Origin of the sequence: Fictibacillus sp. NPDC058756 (genome assembly GCF_042746035.1) — a bacterium.
In the GTDB taxonomy this organism is placed as follows: domain Bacteria; phylum Bacillota; class Bacilli; order Bacillales; family Fictibacillaceae; genus Fictibacillus.
Map to the genome: position 1 here is coordinate 1,746,778 of NZ_JBHYPU010000001.1, position 21,029 is coordinate 1,767,806.

Here is a 21,029-nt window from a genome sequence, read left to right on the forward strand (position 1 = left end):
AAAAGCACCTTCAGACGGTGCTTTTTGTATGAGTGTTTGCCGTAAAATGATAGATATTATGAAGCAGCAAAAGATGAATAATTTACTGCCAAGTCGTCTTCCTGAAAATGGGGGTATTATCGGAATGATTCCGATTTGGGAAATGGCGCACAAAACAGGTTATGTACCAGGTGTTGAAAATAATGTAGGATTATTCTATTTACCAGGGCATACCTTTGCTATTTCCGCACTTAGTAAAAACGTACCCAATCGAGATGAACCAAAAAGAATTATGAGTGAATTAGGATCATTGCTGTATGAAAAAACAATTGTAATAAGTAAGGTATATAAATAAAAGCTAGTGGTTGGATATTTACATCTCCGCACCACTAGCTTTTTCTTTTTTAACAAACAGAATCATTTGATTTTGGGTTTTTTAATCCAAATAACGGACGAATAAATAGGGCTAAAAATGTTCCTGCCATCGCCATAATTGCCCAAACCCAGCCGTGAAGGCTGAATGACGCAATTCCGCTGAAGTAAGCACCGATGTTGCAGCCAAATGCTAAACGTGCACCGTAGCCCATCAATAAACCACCAATAATAGAAGCTCCTGCAATTCCCGGTTTGATTTTGCCAGGCTTAAATGTTCCTTGAAAAGCAGCAGATATAAAAGCACCTAATATAATTCCAAAGTTCATTACACTCGTTGCATCTGTAAGAACACTTTTTGTTAAAGCATCACCTTTGCTTCCAGCGAAATACCCCCAGCTTGAAACATCAACTCCAGTTGCCATCAATGCTTTTGAACCCCATAGTGCAAATGCTGAAGTGATACCCCAAGGACTTCCTTTAACCGCTAAAGTTACAGCATTCAATACTGCTAAAACAATTGCTGCCGTAAACAGCGGCCATGATCCGCGCAATACCTTTTTCCAGCCCACAGTTGTCGGCAGTGGTTTCATCATCGGCGGATTTTTCTTTTTAGCAATTTGAACCGTGATCCAATAGATTATACCAAACAATGCTAACTGAAATACCAATGCACCGAGATAGCCAAATCCAGGTATTTGGTTGAATGCGATTGGAGGGAGGGAAGGTAATCCCATCCAGAACGTGAAATGATATGCGCCTATAACAGAACCTGTAATAAAAGAAATCAGGGTTAGAATCATTGAAGAAGATCCGCCACCTAACGAATAAAGTGTACCTGAAGCACAGCCATTTCCTAGCTGCATGCCGATTCCAAACAGGAAAGCACCAAATAGTATGCTGATTCCCACTGGTGATACATTTCCTTCAGGTGCTGATCCCGTAAAGCTAAATCCTGTACTTAAAATTACAGCAAATAATATAGATGCAACTGCCAGCATCACCATATGTGCTTGCAGTCCTTGAACATTACCAACGGATACCAGTCGTCTAAATGCAGAAGTAAAACCAAATCGAGCATATAGCAATGCATTTCCTAGCAAAATACCTATAATGAACAGAATTCCCTGAGTCCAATTAGCTGTATTAACAATAAAGTATAATAATATTAGCGCTGAGAGAATTCCTAGTGCAGCCCATGGTTTTTGCAAAGGACTTAATTCTGTTACAACCGTAGTATAATGCCGTTTACTTGAATGAGATATCTGTGTATTAACTGATGAATGTGCCAAAATAACCCTCCTAATCCTATAAAACTTATCGGAATTAAAGTATTATACAACGAATCCTATTCAGAATAAAGGTCTTTGGTGCATGTTTTTATGAGATTAGGTCTAATGAACGTGTTGAAAGAAATTAATCAAAGAAATGTGGTTAAAATCAACTGGAGAGTTACGAAATCATTGAAAGGAATTAAAGAAGATTATTTAAAAACAATTATGATAAACAAAACTCAAAACAAATAATCAAGTAATTAATAACTGATTAAAAAACTATTCATGGCATGTAAGCTGAATTTAACAAAATACACTTTAAATATAATATTGAATAATACCTGAATTTTTTCATTTTGTCTCACTATCTTAAGTAATCTTAAGTTTTGAGATGAACTTCTGTACATATTACATAGCTACCTATAATAAATATTATGTAAACTTCTTTTAAAAAATGTACTAACTAATAGTAATCGTTATTCCTCTCCTCCTTGTCTGTCCGTTGAAGAAAATCTTAGCAGCAGAGCCGGATATATTAATAAGCAGGCACAGTTATTCAATGTTCAGCAGTAGATGATCTCCCCTTTAAAAACTGATCACAAAAAGAGACAAAGCGCTTCTGGCTTTGTCTCTTTTTATAGTTCTCTGCAGATTCTTAACCCAACTGGCTTTTGAACTGTTTATTTCTTAAATTTCACCTAAAACTACATTATGAAATTTTGAAACAAATCAATCATAACTTTTTCATTTCTTTGCAAATTGCTTTTTAGAAAATTCAAATCCTATCGAAAAATCATCCTTTAATATGAGCATAGCATCGAACTTTCTCTTTTCTTTGGATTTTGGCTTGAATCCTTTAATAACACTTGTTTTGCCTTTCGAACACAAATCCTTCACTTGTTTCTCACTAATATTTTTACTAAGCAATTTCCCTGGGAAAGTTTGCTTACAACCATTAGAATATTCTGAGCAACCATAGAAAGAACGTTTCATGCTGATGCTTCCTTTTTTGCACCGAGGGCATACTGCGATTGGGTTTTTATTCACTTTCTTAACTACATCAATACTCTGCTGAATAGATTCTGCATTCAATTGTCCAGGCACTTCTTCAATCAATTTATTTATGAACTTTGCGATACTTCCCAAAAAAGCTTGAGGTGTACCGTTTCCGTTTCCTATTTTCTTTAGATATGTTTCCCATTTGGCTGTCATGGAAGGACTAGAAAGCAGGTTGCCTTCTATTGATTGGCATAAAACCTTCCCCTTCTCAGTAATATGAACAATGTTCTTTTTCACTTCGATGTATTGGTGTTTTTTAATGGTTTCGATGATTCCGCTCCGTGTCGCTTCAGTACCTAAGCCTTCAACTTCTTTTAATATTTCCATTTCTTCTTCGTTCTCAACTGACTTCCCACACGTTTTCATCATCGAAATGAGTTGACCTTCCGTGTAGGGTTTAGGAGGGGTTGTCATACCTTCTTTCATTTTGACGTTACTCTTTACTTTCTCCCCTTTTTCAAGTTTAGGAAGAGCTTGAGTAGTGTTTTCATCTTTCTTAGCTGTGTTGTCTTTAGAACTGTAGTTAAACAGTTCCTTCCATCCTTTGCTGATTTCTGTTTTTCCTACTGTTTCAAAATCTAAACCATTTACATTTGTTGTTACTTTGGTTTCTTCGTACACATAATCATGATGAAACATGGCAAGGGTCGTGTTCAACACTTCAAAGTAGATATTTCTCTCTTCTATCGATAACCCTTGAATTTTTGCTCGCGTTGGAACCTTTTTTGTAGGAATAATCGCATAGTGTTCTTGAACCTTTGATCCATCTACATATCTTTTACTAGGTCTTTTAGAAGCTACAGAAAAACGATTCTCTATGAGATCTTGATAGGACTCAAGATTAGCAGTTAGATAGGCAAACTCATTCTCCGTAATGTGTTGTGTATCTGTTCTTGGGTAGGATAGGATTTTCTTATCGTACAATTTCTGAACCGTATCCAGAACCTTCTTCGGACTGTATTTCCATCGTTTATTTGCTGTTGATTGTAGGGTGGAGAGAGCGTACAATTTAGGTGATTTGATACGCATTTCCTTTATTGAGACGGATTTAATGATGCCAGTATCGTTTCCTGTTATGTTGTGCTGATTTAACAGCTGTTGAACTTCTTCTTGTTTTTCACTTTTTATTTTTGCTTTTCCTTTGTATTTTCCGTTTGCTGCTGTAAAGTCCCCTTCAATTTCATAAAAAAGTTTTGGAACAAAATTCTCGATCTCAAGGTGCCTTTGATAGATCAAGTACGTTGTTGGCGACTGAACTCTACCAATGCTCAAGCTATCTTTTAGACCTTTTTGTTGTAAAAGTAACGTATAAAGGCGACTTCCGTTCATTCCAACAAGCCAATCAGAGATCTGACGTGTTTTGGCTTCTGAATAAAGTAATAGATCTTTCTCGTTATCGTGAAGATTAGAAAACCCTTTTCGAACCTCGTCCACTTCTAAAGAGTTAATCCAAAGTCGTTTAATGGGCTTGCCTCTCACACCTGTCATATGGTAGATCGAATAAAAGATGTTCGAACCCTCACGATCAACATCACAACCGTTAATGATAATGTCTGCTTCTTTAAATAACCGTTTTACCGCATTAAACTGTTCATATTTCCCTGATGCGACCTTAAATTCATAACGTTCAGGCAAAATAGGCAAGGAAGATAAACGCCACGTTCCCCACTCAGACTTATATTCTTTTGGTTGCTTCAGCTCGACCAAATGACCGATTCCCCATGTTATCACGGCGCCATTTGGAAAGATGCTGCATGGGTTTAACTCAATAAACGTTTTATCTTTCTTTTTTATCGAAAAGGCGTCGGAATAAGCCTTAGCTTGCGATGGCTTTTCTGCTAAAATGACAATATTACTCATAGGACTTCACCTTTTAACTTGAATTATTTACACTAAAAGAATAAATAAGGGAAGCGATACACCACCCTTACTCTAGTTTACTATTTGACGAGTTATATTCGTTCATTTAGAATAGGAATTTATTCGTTCGATCCATTGATGTCCATTAGGGTACTGGATGGATAAAGATTCTCTTAACCATTCTCGGTTTGTAGAAGGTGTTCGGATCTCAGGATGACAATATCGATGTCTTCATATTCTCTGGTAATTCTATCTAAATGCAAATCCAATGCCCATCTTCCAGCAATCCTGTTTAAGAAGAAATCTTTAAAGTTGGAGTTTTAAATCATTTAAAGTCCTATTCACTATTTATCTGATTTTCTCCGCCAACTCTAAAATAATTCCCTCTGGACCACGAACGTAGCATAACTTATAACTTTCTTCATATTGCTGTATCTCACTAAAGATTTCCGTGCCCTTCTTTTTCAATTTTGCAATAATAGCTTCAATATCTTCAACAGCAAAGCAAATATGTCGGATACCCAGCGTATTTGCAAAAGGTTGCTGAATATCTATTTCATCTGACGGCGTATGAAATTTGACTAGTTCTATCCATGCTTGACCATCTGGCATCCCCAATCCTACACATGCCGTTTTAACATCATTAAGCCCAACTATTCTGTCTAACTGTTCTCCCTTCAATTCCCATTCCGCTTGCACTTCAAGTCCTAAATCAAGAAAAAAAGCTTTAGCTTTTGAAAGATCTTTTACGTTTATACTCACATGATCTATTCTATTAATCTTCATATCTCATACCTCCTCGTTCCTGTTATTTTCAATACCTGTATACGTGTAAGGTTTGTTTGAAATTCGCTTAAAACAGGAAAATAATCTTCTTCCACAATCCTGCTCGATTGTTGAATAACAACAATATGGCTTCAGTGCTAAACTGCTCATCTCACAATTCAACATTTCTAAGATAACATCCTAAATTAATCCTTTACTCATACATAAAGTAACACAAACTTAGAATGCATAACCCTAATAAAAGTAGCATCAAAGATAGTTTCTTTAAATACCACGGTAGTAAATTAATAATATAAATGAATATTTCTCCTAAAACACTTCCAGGATCGGCATTTATAGTTTCACTTTGATAAAACTCTTTATCTTTAACTGAAAAAAAAATCAAACTTAAAAATGAAAAAACGGCAAATATAATCATTAAAATTGTCATAATGACTCCTCTGTAATCCCCTTAATTTTAATCAGAAGCAGCGTATCCTCTGTTCAACTCTTGCACCCTTTAGTTTAAGTGTAATTGTTCACAAACTTATTAATTAAATAGTTACATCTATTTTTTTTCAATCGCCATACGCAAGTTCGAGATAACTCCAATAAGCAATACTAACGAACAAACCATTTTTTCAAAAGGTGTTCCAAACAATTGTTGTATAAATCCAAAAGACCAAAGTATAACAAAAAACCAACATATAACAGTTATTCCTCTTTTGTATTTATATAGTTTAATTCTACCAACAATCAACGTAAAAACTACTCCAATAATAGAAATAACGATATTTACAACAGATATTGGTAGCTGTTCAGCGAATGATTCAGACCTTCCACCATTAACCCATATGAATGGAATACTTTTACTTATAATAAGAAAGTGGATTAAGATAGTCAAAGAGTAAAAAATAATTCCCATAAATACAGCAGTTTTCATATTAATTTTCCTGAGTTTTTCTAAAATAAAATCACCTCATTTTTCTTCCTGTTTCAATTTTATTAATCCAGTAATATACTATTCCTTTATCTCTTACCATCTGACAGGTAACTGAAAATAAGATTTCGAAGAGGTATCAAAAATCACCATTATTCTTAAACAGAGCAAAAAACATCGGCTAGGTATTCTTGTTGAACTAAACTGCACGTTAGTATGTTCAAGAAAAAAGTGCACTTCTCCTACTTGAAGAAATGCACCCGATCGTGGAATAACACGTTACAAAATTGCTTCGCTTTTTAATCCATGTTTCAACGTTGAAGTCTTTTACTTTTGAGTAAACAATTTTGGTTTCTAAAAAAGTTTTAAAAATTCTTTTGCTGCTTTTGATAAATAACTATTCTTCCTCCAAATTACTTTGGGTTCAGATATTAAGGTCTGATCCTTCAGCTGAATGACTCTCAATCCTCCCATTGAATGGAGGGATAATAACGAGATGGGTAAGATCGTTGCACCAAACCCCGATGAAACGAGACCAAGTAACATAATTAAATCCTGACATTCGCATAATATATTTGGTTCTAAATCTAACCGTTGAAATTCATTGACAATTTGTCCATACGCACCTAAACCATAGTTTGGTCGCAGAAGGATCAATGGCAAATCGATGATTTCCTCTAACCTGCATTGTTCTGATCCACTCCACGTCCATTTTTCAGGCAAAACAAGCACATATGGATCACTTTTCAATGTCATTTGAGAGATACTTTTTTCTGTTATTGGACTATTTGTTATCGCAATCTCAATCTGACGTTTAGATAACATTTTTATGAGATGAATCGTTTCACCTTCCCATACTTTGAATGTAAGACCAGGATTTTTCTCACGAATATCTACCACCTTAGAAAGAATTAAAGATGCACAATAAAGATTGGATCCAACAGATAAAATCCCACTGGCGCTTTTCCTCAATTCTTGAACTTCAACCATTGTTTCATCAAGTTTATTTAATAGTTCTTTTGCTCGAAGAAGTAATCTTTCCCCCTCCAAGGTTAAATTAAGACTTTTGTTATCCCGATCAAATAAAACGACGCCTAGCTCTTCTTCCATTTGTTTGAGTTGTTTGCTCAAAGGGGGTTGAGCCATATTTAATTTCTTTGCAGCGGTCGTGATCTTACCTTCTTCTGCTATAGTGACAAAGTATTTTAACTGTCGAATATCCAAGATGAAACCTCCATCATACCCAAAAGATATAATAAAAAGATAATACAGATATTTTAAGTATTGATAAATTGAGTATACACTAAGATTTAGTGTGATTCATAAGTTGAAGGAGTGTGACTTTGTTGTTCAAAATAAATACCATACAATTTCCAAAGCTTTTATCGGTTGGGAATATATCGAATGGTTTTGTGGCCTGGCTGTTTGGTTCAGCAGGACCATTATTAATTGTATTACAAGCTGCTGCAAAAGGTCATTTGTCTGGTAGCATAACCAGCTCATGGATTTTCGCCATTTATGGAATGGGGGGACTCCTAACGCTCATCGTCTCCTTATATTATGGGCAACCCATTGGCTATGCCTTTTCAATACCTGGAGCCATTCTTGTCGGCTCAAGCTTAACCCATTATTCTTTCAACCAAGTGGTTGGTGCCTATATTATAACCGGGATCCTTATTTTTCTTTTAGGATTATCTGGCCTTGTTACAAAATTGATGAAGGTTTTGCCTATGCCGGTTATGATGGGGATGGTGTCAGGCGTCTTACTCCCTTTCGGAACTGAAATGATCGGGTCGGTTGTAAAAAATCCTTTACTCAACGGAATCCCGTTATTTGTCTTTCTTGCTCTTTCTTTTTTCTTGCGATTTTCAAAAAAGTTTCCGCCTATATTAGGGGCGATCATTGCAGCAATTCTTTGTCTTAAATTTTTGCCGAACGTTTCTGTACAGCATCTCCATATAACAATGGGCATTCCCCATTTTATCATCCCATCATTTAGTTTTTCCGTTGTAGGGGAACTTGTCATTCCGTTACTCTTAACGGTTATTGCCATTCAAAATGCCCAAGGGATTGCTATGTTAGAGGCCCATGGCTATCATCCACCGATCAATGCCATGACCAATTGGAGCGGAATCGGTACCATTATAAATGCTTTTTTTGGGGGCCACCCAGCCTGTATTGCAGGTCCCATGACGGGCTTACTTGTTAATAAAGAATCAGGCAAACTTGAACATAGGTATGTCGCTGCTATTGTATTAGGAGTATTATCCTGTCTATTTGCTCTATTCTCTCCAATAGCCTCGCAAATTCCACATGTCATTCCTGCCTCATTAATTCAATTACTAGGTGGCATCGCCATGATTAGTGTACTGGTTGACTCTTTGAAAATGAGTTTCTCTGGTCCCTTCAAATCAGGCGCCCTCTTTTCCTTTATAATCACAATCTCTGGGATCTCTATTCTCCATATCGGAGCGTCATTCTGGGGTCTGGTTGGAGGTACCTTGGCAACCATATTCTTGGATAAACAAGATTTTTATAAATCCGAATCAAGTGACCAAAACAAAGAAACTAACTTGAGTGAAGCTCTTTGCAAGGACAAAATTTCCTAACACCGTTACTTTAGACCTCGGATACATCTCATGACACAATAAACGGACACCTAGACATAGTGCGGTCTAGGTGTCATTTATTTCTTTTTATAGAATAAAAACCTCATTTACTTATGATAAGGCTCCCCACTATTAATCCTAAACTACATCTTCAACAATCTTGTCCGTTTGTTGATTAAAAGGAGTTAAAATCTTATCTTATAATAGCCATCTATTATATGTTTGTATTTTAATCTGCACTGAATCACAAATTTCATTAATTAATGGGTTTTTCTGTTCTAATTTTCTGTTTCTGCTTCACTTTCGTACATTTTAATGATTTCAGGAGTACTCATGGTGCATTTCTTTTTACGCATCCCAATCAACTCCTTTGTTCTTATAATCACATTATACCAAACGCATGTTCGCGACACGGATTTTAAGCATAATAAAAACAAAAAAGTCCCCGTTTCAGGGACTTTATTAAATTCTAACCTTCTATACTTTTATTTTGCATAGCCTTACCCCATTTTGCCAGGGATTCTAAGGATGGAATCAAGTCCTCTCCCGCTTTCGTTAATGAATACTCTACTCGTGGCGGAATCTCGATGTACTGCTTGCGAACAACAATTCCCTGATTCTCCATTTCTTTTAATGACTGAGATAGTACCATGTTTGTAATTCCATCTACTCTACGCTTTAGTTCGTTGTAACGAAGAGTTTTGCCTTGGTATAATGCCCAAATAATCGGAAGCCGCCACTTGCTGCCTATTAAGGTCAGAGCAAAGGTTAATGGGCAATCTTCTTTTCTTCCGTATTTTGTTGCTTCACTGCTCATGGATCTTCCCCCTTTACTCAGTTTTTACTGACTTACTCATAAATTACTGCATACTTGTTTTCGTTTCATAATGTAATAAAATTATATCGTAACCAGTTAAAGTGCAAGAGAATTTTTAACATTAGAAAGGTGTGAAAGCTTTGAATCTGAAATATGAACTTTTACCTGATGAAAAAATAGAATACTGTAGAGATCTTTGCAATGAACTCATGGTTTTTCAAAAATCGAAAGCATACATAAAACCGGAATTGTTCGATAACATGAACTTTGAAACAAGGCTTGTTCCTTCAGTAAATAAAGCTATTCATAACTATACGGTAGTAGTTAAAGATGATGATAAGATTGTAGCCTATGTATATTCCAATATCTCTCCCAAAGAAACGTATGACAATGAGTTTGCCACTTTCTTTGATATGTCTACAGTAGGCAGGGATAATGTAGGATGCCTATCCCAATTTTATATTAAAGAAAAATACAGACAATATGGCATTGGTTCTAAGCTTTTTAATATGTCTATTGAATGGATCAAGCAATTTGACGATGTCGAAGATTACTTCATCTATGTTTCCAATGGCAACAATGATGCGTTGGAATTCTATAAACGGAAAGGATTTTCTGTCAGTCATGATATTTTAGATGGATTTATAACCGTTCTGCGGAACAAGAAACAATAAATCAAAAAAATACAAAAGGCGTACCCTGGTATAAGTGGAGTACGCCTTTGAAATAACTTGCTTCAATCTTTACTACCTAAAACATCAGTATTTGGAGGTTTATATCAATTTGCTTTATCATTGCCATAATCTGACCTTTGTGATGATACTCATGTGTGATTGTATGCAATCCCTTCGATCATCACATATCATATGTGGTATATTATTCCTTAAAGTGTCATGAATTTTTTAAGTCAATAAAATTAGGAGGATTTTCGATGGCAAAGTCAAAAGCAAAGAAAATGAGAGAAAAGATGATCCGTGAAGGTAAACGTAATCCACATGCGGATCGAAGTATTTTCGCTCATTCGGAAATATATAAATTGATGGCTACAAAGAAAACCAAAACAAAGCAAGATAAATTGAATCGAATCAAACATAAAGAGCGGATATCAGCAGCTGGATACAGCGATGATAGTAACCGTTCTTTTTTATTTGTCTAAATTACTACCTTTCGTTTTTCTCCTTCTTCCCCCCTATTTCCTTGTTAACCCAAAACGATAAACTCTTTAAATCTTTTATTTATAGGTTTATGCCGCGACAAGCCTTCCTTTTTATACATATGGATAACTACTTGATAAAACAGAAAGGCGATTCTATGAAAATTCTTTTCCTCGAAAGTCATCCTATGTGGATTTACGGTTTACCTAATGGTTTAAAGGAGCTTGGTCACACGGTTATTGTTTCAGGACCTGTCAGCAGAGAGAATATTTTAGATATGATATCTAAATATGAACCTGATTTGATTCTCTCTATGGGTTGGACACCAGAGCATTCAAAAGAGAAACAACCTTGGATACGTGATGCTGCTAGATCAGCTCATATACCGTTAGTGTATTGGTCAACGGAGGACCCGCTTCACACAAAAAATTTCACTTTACCTTTAATATGTACGATGCAGCCGGATTTTGTTTTTACGGTCACTCCAACTTTGTGTAAAACGTATGAGAAATTAGGGATAAAAGCGTCACACCTGGATTTTGGTTACCATCCAATTGTTCATTACCATACTGAACCGTACAGCAAATACAGTGCAAATATCGCAGTGGTTGCAAATGCTTACCCTGATTTTTTAGAACAAAATCCTGATGTTTTTCGTTCTGAGTCATTTGAAAACTTAATATTGCCGTTATTAAAAAAGAATATTCGAGTTGATTTTTGGGGAAATCATTGGGAAAGGCTAGGAGATCAATTAGGTGTTCCTATTCCTTCTGATTGGATTCATGGATATCTGAATTATAAAAAAGCTCGTAAAGTATATAGTTCATCCAAAATTGTGATTGGACTGCAAAATTGTACAGACCAATTATCCCAGAGAACATATGAAGTGCTAGGTTCAGGAGGCTGTCTGCTGACTTCGGACACAGAAGCCGTACGAGAAAAGTTTGTACCTGGCAGGGATTTAATTGTATCTTCCTCACCTGAAGAAACAATTGAAAAAATAAAATATTATTTAAAAAACACTAAACAAAGAGAAATTATCAAAAAAAATGGAATGGATGCTATAAAACCACACTCCTATTATTATAGAGCGAAAGAAATGATTAAAGTGTTAGTGAAAAGAGGTATCATTAGCTCTGAAATAGCCGCCGGGGACAAAGGAAAGCTGATTAATTACAAAAAAGAACTTGAGAAGAATTACAACCTTCACTATGTGAATTTAGGAGATACTCTAGGACAGATTTCTGTGCGTTATGAAATTCCTTTGAAAAAAATAATGAAGATCAACAAGTTTACATCAGATAAAATTTATGCCGGACAAATTATCAAAATTAGTAAAAAGTAAAAACAGACTGTTTATACGGTCTGTTTTATTACGTTAAGTTCTTATTTCTTTTTTGATCAACTTTTGATTATTAATTAATCCTGGATCATATGGTAAATAATCTAAAGCAATTGTATTATGTTTATAAGCTTTTTTAAAATCGCCTTTTTTGTAATAACAAATAGAGAGTTTTAGATGTGGGAGCCAAGTCCATGAAGGAACATGATAAAATCCCATACAATTTTTATCCCAAGTAAGCATAGATGCATATTCGTACCAATAGATTGCTTCATTCACCTGATTTTTTTCTAAGAATAGATTTCCCAGTCTGCAGCAAAAGTCTGCACGAGGACAATCATACTCAAAAGATTTATAGAGAATTTCTCTCTCTTTTTCTTGGTCATCTAAAAAATGATAACAATCAGCCAGTCTTCCACAAGAGGCAATTTTATCTTCTTTCCATGCTTCTTTGTGATTTAAAAATAAGGTATAGTATGTGATTGCTTTATGAAGTTCATTATGACGCATGAGTTCATTTGCGTAATAAAAGAGATCTCTCGGTGAAAATGCTGCTCCTTTATCTAACTGTTTCTCATAAATCCGTAAATTACGTTTGGAGTTGTCAGTTTTGTTTTTTAAATGATGAATACTTATATCACTGTGGAATATTGGACCGCTTACTTCTAAATATTCATGAACAGCACCATTCCATTTAAATTGACAACTGGATTTAACTAATCTATTTCTCTTAATTATGAATGAAGGATTACCAAACTTGTCTCTATTCACAAGGTACTTCATTGTAACCGAATTAACTGCTGGATTTAAATGATCTTTCAGTTGTTTAAGTAACTTCCTGTTTGGTTTATTTATAACATCATCAGCATCCAGCCACATTATATATTGTTTTGTAGCTAATTTAAAAGAATAATTGCGGGCAGAACTAAAGTTATCCACCCATTTAAAATCATAAATTTTATCTGTATATTGCCTTGCTATATTCTTAGTCTGATCAACAGAACCTGTATCAACTATTATTATTTCATCCACTAAATCGTGAATTGAATCTAGGCATATAGCAATGGTATTCTCTTCATCTTTTACAATCATACACAAACTAATGGTAATCAAGGATTATAGTCCTTTCAATGGGATATATAATCAATTCTTGTAAGAGCAGTTTTTAAACTAGAATTATTGGAGGAATAATATAACCTTTTGGTGAGCTCAGTTTATTAGGGTTATTCTTTAAAAGGAATATAGGATTTATATGACTTTCTTCAAATAAGTTTTCTGCTGAAAACCTTCTAGTAATATCAGAAGATTCTTCTCCTTCATCCAGCATAAAATCTCCAGAAGGCACATAAGAGTCCAATTGATAATCACCAGTTGGTACATATATGCCATATAGTTCATAGTCCCCGGTAGGTACATATCCGGCAGTTGGAATATAATCCCCTGTAGGCACATATAAGCCGTAATGCTCATAATCTCCGGTAGGCATATACCCGCCAGTTGGAATATAATCTCCCGTAGGCACATAAAAACCTCCAGTTAGCTCGTTCACGGCAGAAGGAACATAATCACATGCTGGATCAAAAAATCTTTTGTTTGCTGCTTTCTTCTCTCTTTTATTTTTCTTGCTAACCACTTTTCCACTTCCTAAATTAATAGCTTGTTTTACTTTATTAACATATGTATTCAATGTGAAAAATGTGTCGTACTATATCTCGTCTGTATAGAGTCATCTTTTAACAATAAAAAACGTTCCTGGTCACCTCGTTATTTATTTTGAGTAACAAAAAACCGGAGAATCGCTTCTCTCAAAATGAGTGAAACAATCCTCCGGTATAATAAACGGAACAGAAATAATCCAATACACCCTTATATGAAAAGGATGTTTGGTAATATTTGCGTCACTCGTAGTCAAACCCATTTATGGGGGTTTGGTAGAAACTTGCAGGCCATATCCCTGCGATTATACGAGCTTATTAAGTTAATTCACTTTATAAGTTAAAGTTTAAAAAAAGAAAACATCAATCAGAGGTTTTACTTTTCTTAACAGTATACTTGTTAAATAGAGGGTATACAAGAAATCCTATAAGGAAAAGACCTATTCCCAAAGTAAATGTTTTCGCGTCTGCTGTTCCAGAAATGATAACCCAGCTGGAATAAATCAATGCAAATAAAGCAATTGCTCCATCTTTTACTCGAGATCCCTTGATTTGATCATACGTCTCGCCCTTATAAACGAGTTTTAAGAAGTATAGTGCTGATACTAAATAAGGAATCAAATAAGCTAATGTTGCAGAAGTTGTTAAGAACAAGTAAGCTTCACCAATAGTGCCTGAAATTGTAGAAAAGATAAAAATCTGAGACATTATATTCGTTACAGATAAAGCTTTGACAGGGCTTCCGTTCTTATTTACCTTTCCAAAGTAAGCTGGGAATACACCAGATTTTGCAGCTTGATAGGGAACTTCTGAACTTAGCAGTATCCACCCAATGGTAGATCCAAAAAGTGAGATAACCGCTAGAAGACCCATTAGTGATGCTCCAGTATCACCGATCAGAACAGATAAGACATCTACAAATGGCTTATCAGAAGTCATAAGAACTTCTCTTGGAAGTACATTCATTGTTAATATCGTAGTAATCATATAAATACTTAAGGCTATTAATAAACCGATTATCGTAGCTTTTTTTACGTCTCTTTGGGAAGTTGCTCTGCCAGATAAAACAACAGCAGATTCAATTCCGACAAAAGCCCAAAGCGTTGCAATAGCTGCCATATTGATTTGACTGCCTAGTCCATGTGAAACTCCAGATTCATCAACCACAGGGAAATATGCGTCAGCAAATATAGAAGATTCAACGGCGAATAATGCAGCAACAATAAATAACATAAAACCGATTACTTTAGAAGCAGTAGCAACAAAGTTAAGCTTTCCTGCACCATTGATGCTTGTAACTAAAATAAAGTGTGTAAACCAAAGTAATACCGTACAAACTATAAATGTAATCATCTTTCCAAGTTCAATGTTTTGATTAAGTACGGTACCTACAACCTTTGAGCTTTGCATCATAGGGAAAAAGGTTGATAAATATCCTGCAAAACTGGTGATGATTGCAACGTTGCTTATCCAGTTCGCAACCCAGTATCCCCACACCATACTGAATCCAGCTACGTTTCCTTTTTTCGGATTTGAGAACATTGCTTTTGCATAACTTTGAGGACCTGCTGTTAATTCTGGTTTTCTAATAGACAATGAACCGAATACTAAGGCAATCATTAGTACCCCAAAGCCTGTAACTGCCCATGCTGCTGTAACTCCTAATGGACTGGCTGTTTGAGCTAACGTATTCGGGAGCATGAAAATTCCCGACCCTACCATATTTCCAACGACAAATGCTGTCAAAAGCCAAACGCTCCAATTGCTGTTTTTCATGATGAAATAAACCTCCTAAGAATTTAGCCAATAAAAAAAACACGTATGGAACAGCCCATACGTGTCATAACCAGCTTCCCCAAATAATCCCTGATAGCTCAACGCAGGAAATAACTCCTGCGACAGTTCTGCACCTATTAAATGCAGCCCCAATGCGCCATTGAAGTGGACAATGGAACATTTCGGCACTAATTCCTTTCAAACTGTCTTCAATGGCACCACTTGCCTCTGATAGTTTTACTAATAATTAATGCGACCTCTACCTCACTGAGATTAATGTGAGGACTTTATATTTAATTTAACCACGAATAGTAGATTAACAAATTTCTGCAACTACGTCAAATGGAATTTTTTGGATCATTGTTTGGTGCTGGTTTACCTGTAATCAGAATTTTGTTTTACAGAATCAAATACTCTTTTTCCAATAAGCGCATAGCCTTTTTCATTCGGGTGGAGATTATCTGCGAAATAGTCTTTCTTATTTTTATTAATAAAGAGGTCATCAGTCCTTATAAAAGCAACATTTTTATGATCTTTCGTAACTTGTATAGTTGATCGGTTCCAATTTAATATAGCTTCATTTACTGTTGACATATCTGCATATTTTACTTTTGGATTATATATGCCTAAAATATAAATGGTTTTGGATGATTCCTTTTCTTGCACCTTCTTAATAATTTGGTTTAAATTATCTTTATAAATTTCTTGATTGGTTTGAAGTTCTTTCTTATCAAACTTAGTAAATCGATCAGTACTTTTTATAAAATCATTTGTACCTATATTAATAAAAATAAAGTCTGAGTCCTTTGCCGTCTCAGCGATTTCTTTATTCTTTAATCTTTTAAGCAAGTCGGTGCTTGTATCGTTCGGAACACCATAATCGTTTACTACTAGCCTTTTATCAGTTTCTTCCTCATACCTCTCTTGTACATCCCCTATATAGCCGTTATCCTCAGTATCACCTAACCCATAGGCTAAGGAGTCACCAAGAGCAGTTGCTTCCATTTCGTCTTTACTAAAAGATTTAACTAACAATGCACTTGCTAATAAAACTACTAAACAAATTACAATAATTACGGAGCTTTTTTTCATTGCTCAACCACCGGCTTTCATGTTGATATTCTAAGTATGTAACAGACGGGTATACTTTTAGACCATTCATACATTATTTTGTAAACATACCTTTTTTATTGGGATGTTAAACAACAATTTGAAGAATTGCATAAAGAAAACTTGGCTGATACCAAGCCTTTTGCGTCAGCCTTAGTTGCGCTTATACTATCGACCTAAACTTGTTGCCACGTCGAAAATCACCGTCCTAACAAGTTTATACTTTCTGATAATGCAAAAAAACAGCTGAATGTACTTCAGCTGTTTAAACTTTTTACTTATTCAATTGCTCTGAGATTAAATTAGCGACCAATATATACCGCTCAGGTGAATCTCCAATATAATCAAACGGATAACATGTTGAAACTGTTAAAGTTGCTCGTGGTTTAGGAACGATTACGGTACGGTCGTTTTTGTCGACGATTCTTACGTTCTTCACTTTGTACGTAAATTTTCCCGCTTCCGTTTCGACTACTAATATGTCACCTTTTCCAACTTCACCAAGTTTTCGAAACACTGTATCCCTGTGACCAGATAATACAGAATTGTCGTTTTCACCAGGCAAAACGCTTTTTGAAAAGTGTCCTACCCCTTTTTCTAGTTCTTCTTCGTCGGTTCCGTGAACAATAGGAAGTGATGCTCCTAACTTAGGTATGATCAGTTCTCCTATATTTTCACCCTTTTTTGGACGTACTGGATACAACACATCATTTGTTTCCTGTCTCATTTCTTTTTGAGCAGGATTCGATTGATAATCATCAGCTGATTCCTGATCTGTTTTAAAAATCATATAGCCTTTCACGAACTTAAAAGCATTCGTAGTGCTGAACCATAGTCCAAACAAGATAAATGCAACAGAGAATGTAAGAAGAATGAACCGAAGTTTGCTTCTTTTCAGTTCTGTATCTTTCATTGATTAGAATCCTTTAACACGAAAACGTCTGAAGAAAAGAATACCAGCGGCAGCAATTGTTAATCCAGCAAGGGTGTTCCCAACATGATTTGTAGCAGTTTTCGGCAGTTCTCCGCCCTTTATCGTTTTAACGGGTGGTTTAGCCGCCATTGGAGCTTCAGTAACAATTTTCTCAGCTTCCTGGATGTCTTTTCCTGTATCCTGGATAAGTTCAGAGCCAAACATATCAGCTGTTAATACTAGATCAAGAAGTAGTTCACCGTTCGTGTTATAGATTTCCATAACTAGGTCATTACCGTTTGTTGAATCCATTGTCATTAATGTATCTATAGATACTTGCTGCTTTTCACCTTCTACAACAAGATAATATTTTGTCTCAATCTGCAAAAGCTGCTTCATTTCTGTAAAAATGGCGAGCACCTCCGCAATCTGTTCAGCTGAGAGTTCATCCGCTGTTTCAAACTCTTCAAAAGCCATCATTCTTTCCCCAAGAAGCATCATGCTGTCAAGGAAAGCTGGGTCTTCCCAGTTTAATGTTTCAAGATGTACAAAAAGCTTTTCCATCTCTTCATCAGTCAGATCAATTTCGGTAAACAAATCTGCAAATTCATCTTCCAAATATTCATCGCCATTGATGTAAAAATCAACAGCCCACTGAAGATCTTCAATGTATTCATAGCTTTCAAGAGAGTCATCATTTTCTTTTAATAGTTCTTCAAGTGCTTCTACTGATTCAAGATTGTACTCTTCAAGAAGCTGCTGAAGATTTTCATCGTCAATTGGTGTTCCTTCCCATCCGTTTAAATAAAAATCTACAGATGTTTCAAGATCTTCATTGAATAAAAAGTAAGGACTGTCTAGAACATCTTGTCCTTCTTCAATGTCACCCCATTCAACGAGTAAATCATTTAGCTCTTCCCGGCTTAAATCAAAATCCTTTAAAACGGATTGTACTCCGTCTTCAGTTAGAGGCATTCCTAGCTCATCAACGGATTCAAAATCTTCTAAGTACCATTCTTTGCTTTCAATGAAATCGATAAAGTCTTGTTTTTCCCATCCGATCTCTTTTAAGTACGCTTCAAACTCTTTATCATTTTGCTCAATAGCAAAAGCAGATACCGGTAAAATTCCAAAGCTCAAACTAAGTGCTAAAAGCAGTGTTACTAAGTGTTTCATCCCTGTTCCCCCAAAGGTGTAATAGTATAATTTCTAGAAAATTATACTGCCTAATTTTCTCTTTGGATACAGGTTTTATTTACCAATATTTTTATGTGATAGAATAAAGTTCCTTTCCGATACTTCAGGGGCAAAACCTATATATATTTACGTATTAATTGTATAAATGTGCTATATTGTTTACGATAAAAGTAACTTCTTTTAATTTAGTGAAACTACATACTTTGAGGTGAACAATGGGTAAACAAAAAAAGAAAAATACAAATGTTAAAGTATCAAAGAAGAGTAATTCTCATGTCTGGCTTTTTATAATTATAGGAATTGTTACAGTCGGGCTAGCTGTTTTTATTTTAACAGGCAGCTTCAACAAAAATACTGAGGAATCCGCTATCACCTATGAAAACCAGCCTTACTTAGGAGAAGAAAATGCACCAGTTAATATCATAGAGTTTGGAGACTACAAATGTCCGATTTGCAAAAACTTCAATGAATCCTTCTTCCCTTTAATTGATAAAGAACTTATACAGTCTGGGAAAGTTAAATTCTTTTTCTTAAACTATCCCTTTATTAATGTTGATTCAGAAAGATCAGCCCTTTTTGGTGAAACGGTTTATAAAGAGTTAGGAAACGAGACTTTTTGGAAGTTTCATAAACTGCTTTATGAAAAGCAGCCTGATGATCAAAGTCTTGAGCGGAAAGACGTATTCACAGAGAAGTTCTTAAATGATACTTTGAGTGAAGTTACGGCAGATGAGAATGTAAAAAAGGTCAGTGGAAATTTCGAAAATGATGCGAGTGAAAATGCATTGGAAACCGATGAGGCTCTTGTAAATGACCTTGGAGTAACAGGTACACCTACCCTTTTCGTAAATGGTAAAAAATTCGAAGGAAATTCATTTGGGGATCTTCAGAAAATGGTTGAAGAAGCGGCGAAGGAGAGTAAGTAAAGGTGACGAATAAACCCTTGTTGATCGCCTGGCTGGCATCAGTAATTGCAACTCTCGGAAGTTTATATTTCAGTGAAGTACTCCAATTTGTACCATGCACGTTTTGCTGGTATCAGCGTATTCTTATGTACCCGATGGTTATTCTGTTAGGAATCGCTTTTTATCATCAAGATCTTAGAATAACCCGGTACATCTTGCCATTATCAATCCTTGGGGTGTTCGTTTCTGGCTATCATTATGCACTGCAAAAAATACCTGCACTAAAAGCTTTTGAAACGTGTTCTTCAGGGGTGCCTTGTTCGGGACAATATATTAACTGGCTTGGCTTTATTACAATCCCGCTGTTAGCATTAATAGGTTTTGTTATCATCACTATTTGTATGATAATGATAAAACAGCAACCAAAATAACGGTTGCTGTTTTTTTATGGCTTTTTTCTAATAGATTGTTGCTTATGATTCTTTTATTTGAAGACACTTCGTTGCTTATTATTCTCCTAAATCAACGTTGTGATAGACTTGCTGAACATCTTCAAGATCCTCCAAAGCGTCAATCAGCTTCTCAAACTGTACTTGTGCGTCTTCAGGAAGTGTAAGATCGTTCTGTGCAAGCATTGTAAGCTCTGCAACTGAAAATTCAGTTATGCCAGCATTCTTAAATACCTCCTGGACAGCATGAAATTGATCAGGTTCTGCATAAACGATAACAGCTTCATCTTCTTCAATGACATCACGTACATCTAAATCAGCTTCCATTAATAATTCAAGTACCTCATCAGCTGTTTTGCCTTCAAGCCCAATTACAGCTGTTGCATCAAACATATAAGCCACGGCACCGGAAACTCCCATGTTTCCGCCGTTTTTATTGAATGCTGAACGTACTTCTGCTACCGTGCGATTAACATTATTAGTGAGTGTATCCACAATCACCATTGAACCATTTGGACCGAAGCCTTCATAACGGAGCTCATCATAGTTTTCATCTGAGCCGCCTTTTGCTTTTTCAATAGCACGGTCAATAATTGTTTTAGGAACACTGTATGTTTTTGCTCGTTCAAGGACGACTTTTAATGACTGATTCGATTCAGGATCAGGCTCACCTTGTCTTGCTGCAACGTAAATTTCACGGCCAAATTTAGCATAAATTCTACTCGTATTTGCGTCTTTTGATGCTTTTTTCTCTTTAATGTTATTCCACTTACGACCCATTCTGTTCACTCTCTTTCAACTTTAAATCTATAACAGTTATTATACATGAAATGCACAAGTTGTTACGAGTTTT

22 protein-coding genes and 2 riboswitches are annotated in these 21,029 nt (G+C 35.6%); of the genes, 8 read left to right on the top strand and 14 right to left on the bottom strand.

Annotated elements, in window-relative coordinates; translation table 11 throughout:
* Nucleotides 1–28: 28 nt before the first annotated feature.
* Nucleotides 29–334, top strand: coding sequence for a serine hydrolase (locus tag ACFW35_RS08810; protein ID WP_379845128.1), 306 nt, complete (start codon nt 29–31; stop codon nt 332–334).
* A 49-nt stretch (nt 335–383) separates the two neighbouring features.
* Here ACFW35_RS08810 and ACFW35_RS08815 read toward each other — a convergent pair whose 3' ends face one another.
* Nucleotides 384–1,643, bottom strand: a complete 1,260-nt coding sequence (locus ACFW35_RS08815; protein WP_379845130.1) for a YeeE/YedE family protein — start codon at nt 1,641–1,643, stop codon at nt 384–386.
* 90 nt (nt 1,644–1,733) lie between these two features.
* Between ACFW35_RS08815 and ACFW35_RS08820 the strand changes: the two genes are divergently transcribed.
* Nucleotides 1,734–1,877, top strand: coding sequence for a hypothetical protein (locus tag ACFW35_RS08820; RefSeq protein ID WP_379845131.1), 144 nt, complete (start codon nt 1,734–1,736; stop codon nt 1,875–1,877).
* A 492-nt stretch (nt 1,878–2,369) separates the two neighbouring features.
* Here the strand turns inward: ACFW35_RS08820 and ACFW35_RS08825 are convergent, their stop codons facing one another.
* The 4 genes from ACFW35_RS08825 to ACFW35_RS08840 form a co-directional block, all read right to left on the bottom strand.
* Nucleotides 2,370–4,544, bottom strand: a complete 2,175-nt coding sequence (locus ACFW35_RS08825) for a type IA DNA topoisomerase (protein ID WP_379845132.1) — start codon at nt 4,542–4,544, stop codon at nt 2,370–2,372.
* 348 nt (nt 4,545–4,892) lie between these two features.
* Nucleotides 4,893–5,330, bottom strand: a complete 438-nt coding sequence (locus ACFW35_RS08830) for a VOC family protein (RefSeq protein WP_379845134.1) — start codon at nt 5,328–5,330, stop codon at nt 4,893–4,895.
* Nucleotides 5,331–5,877: 547 nt separating this feature from the next.
* Nucleotides 5,878–6,252, bottom strand: a complete 375-nt coding sequence (locus tag ACFW35_RS08835) for a hypothetical protein (RefSeq protein ID WP_379845135.1) — start codon at nt 6,250–6,252, stop codon at nt 5,878–5,880.
* Between the two features lie 351 nt (nt 6,253–6,603).
* A complete protein-coding gene (locus ACFW35_RS08840; protein ID WP_379845137.1) occupies nt 6,604–7,473 on the bottom strand; it encodes a LysR family transcriptional regulator in 870 nt (289 codons plus the stop codon).
* Nucleotides 7,474–7,595: 122 nt separating this feature from the next.
* Between ACFW35_RS08840 and ACFW35_RS08845 the strand changes: the two genes are divergently transcribed.
* On the top strand, nt 7,596–8,858 hold the full coding sequence (locus tag ACFW35_RS08845) for a benzoate/H(+) symporter BenE family transporter (protein ID WP_379845138.1): 1,263 nt from the start codon (nt 7,596–7,598) through the stop codon (nt 8,856–8,858).
* 469 nt (nt 8,859–9,327) lie between these two features.
* Here ACFW35_RS08845 and ACFW35_RS08850 read toward each other — a convergent pair whose 3' ends face one another.
* Entirely contained in the window at nt 9,328–9,675 is a 348-nt protein-coding gene (locus tag ACFW35_RS08850; RefSeq protein WP_379845140.1) for a winged helix-turn-helix transcriptional regulator, read from the bottom strand.
* Nucleotides 9,676–9,815: 140 nt separating this feature from the next.
* Between ACFW35_RS08850 and ACFW35_RS08855 the strand changes: the two genes are divergently transcribed.
* Entirely contained in the window at nt 9,816–10,349 is a 534-nt protein-coding gene (locus tag ACFW35_RS08855; protein ID WP_379845142.1) for a GNAT family N-acetyltransferase, read from the top strand.
* Between the two features lie 76 nt (nt 10,350–10,425).
* Here ACFW35_RS08855 and ACFW35_RS08860 read toward each other — a convergent pair whose 3' ends face one another.
* Nucleotides 10,426–10,518 carry a DinB family protein gene (locus ACFW35_RS08860; protein WP_379845143.1) on the bottom strand — a complete coding sequence of 31 codons (93 nt, stop codon included), beginning with the start codon at nt 10,516–10,518 and terminating at the stop codon, nt 10,426–10,428.
* A gap of 88 nt (nt 10,519–10,606) precedes the next feature.
* On the opposite strand from ACFW35_RS08860, the gene ACFW35_RS08865 reads away from it, so the two are divergent.
* Both ACFW35_RS08865 and ACFW35_RS08870 read left to right on the top strand, forming a co-directional pair.
* Nucleotides 10,607–10,831, top strand: coding sequence for a hypothetical protein (locus tag ACFW35_RS08865; protein WP_379845145.1), 225 nt, complete (start codon nt 10,607–10,609; stop codon nt 10,829–10,831).
* Nucleotides 10,832–10,986: 155 nt separating this feature from the next.
* Nucleotides 10,987–12,174: a glycosyltransferase family protein gene (locus tag ACFW35_RS08870; protein ID WP_379847441.1), complete on the top strand. Its 1,188-nt coding sequence runs from the start codon at nt 10,987–10,989 to the stop codon at nt 12,172–12,174.
* A gap of 33 nt (nt 12,175–12,207) precedes the next feature.
* On the opposite strand, the gene ACFW35_RS08875 is transcribed toward ACFW35_RS08870, so the two are convergent.
* The 6 genes from ACFW35_RS08875 to ACFW35_RS08900 form a co-directional block, all read right to left on the bottom strand.
* Nucleotides 12,208–13,284: a tetratricopeptide repeat-containing glycosyltransferase family 2 protein gene (locus tag ACFW35_RS08875; RefSeq protein WP_379845146.1), complete on the bottom strand. Its 1,077-nt coding sequence runs from the start codon at nt 13,282–13,284 to the stop codon at nt 12,208–12,210.
* 52 nt (nt 13,285–13,336) lie between these two features.
* Entirely contained in the window at nt 13,337–13,804 is a 468-nt protein-coding gene (locus ACFW35_RS08880; RefSeq protein ID WP_379845148.1) for a hypothetical protein, read from the bottom strand.
* A 252-nt stretch (nt 13,805–14,056) separates the two neighbouring features.
* Nucleotides 14,057–14,159: riboswitch (purine riboswitch) on the bottom strand.
* Between the two features lie 30 nt (nt 14,160–14,189).
* Nucleotides 14,190–15,605 carry an amino acid permease gene (locus ACFW35_RS08885; protein WP_379837080.1) on the bottom strand — a complete coding sequence of 472 codons (1,416 nt, stop codon included), beginning with the start codon at nt 15,603–15,605 and terminating at the stop codon, nt 14,190–14,192.
* Between the two features lie 83 nt (nt 15,606–15,688).
* Nucleotides 15,689–15,872, bottom strand: a riboswitch (Lysine riboswitch).
* 105 nt (nt 15,873–15,977) lie between these two features.
* Nucleotides 15,978–16,694 carry a GDSL-type esterase/lipase family protein gene (locus tag ACFW35_RS08890; RefSeq protein WP_379845150.1) on the bottom strand — a complete coding sequence of 239 codons (717 nt, stop codon included), beginning with the start codon at nt 16,692–16,694 and terminating at the stop codon, nt 15,978–15,980.
* A gap of 292 nt (nt 16,695–16,986) precedes the next feature.
* Nucleotides 16,987–17,625 (bottom strand): class D sortase, encoded by a 639-nt coding sequence (locus ACFW35_RS08895; protein WP_379845151.1) that lies wholly within the window; start codon nt 17,623–17,625, stop codon nt 16,987–16,989.
* 3 nt (nt 17,626–17,628) lie between these two features.
* On the bottom strand, nt 17,629–18,801 hold the full coding sequence (locus tag ACFW35_RS08900) for a processed acidic surface protein (protein WP_379845153.1): 1,173 nt from the start codon (nt 18,799–18,801) through the stop codon (nt 17,629–17,631).
* Between the two features lie 236 nt (nt 18,802–19,037).
* Here ACFW35_RS08900 and ACFW35_RS08905 point away from each other — a divergent pair, with 236 nt between their 5' ends.
* Together ACFW35_RS08905 and ACFW35_RS08910 are read left to right on the top strand one after the other, a co-directional pair.
* Nucleotides 19,038–19,748: a DsbA family protein gene (locus ACFW35_RS08905; RefSeq protein WP_379845154.1), complete on the top strand. Its 711-nt coding sequence runs from the start codon at nt 19,038–19,040 to the stop codon at nt 19,746–19,748.
* Between the two features lie 2 nt (nt 19,749–19,750).
* Nucleotides 19,751–20,158, top strand: a complete 408-nt coding sequence (locus ACFW35_RS08910; protein WP_379845156.1) for a disulfide oxidoreductase — start codon at nt 19,751–19,753, stop codon at nt 20,156–20,158.
* 78 nt (nt 20,159–20,236) lie between these two features.
* Here the strand turns inward: ACFW35_RS08910 and ACFW35_RS08915 are convergent, their stop codons facing one another.
* Complete coding sequence (locus ACFW35_RS08915; protein ID WP_379834275.1) at nt 20,237–20,956, bottom strand: YebC/PmpR family DNA-binding transcriptional regulator; 720 nt, start codon at nt 20,954–20,956, stop codon at nt 20,237–20,239.
* Between the last annotated feature and the right edge of the window lie 73 nt (nt 20,957–21,029).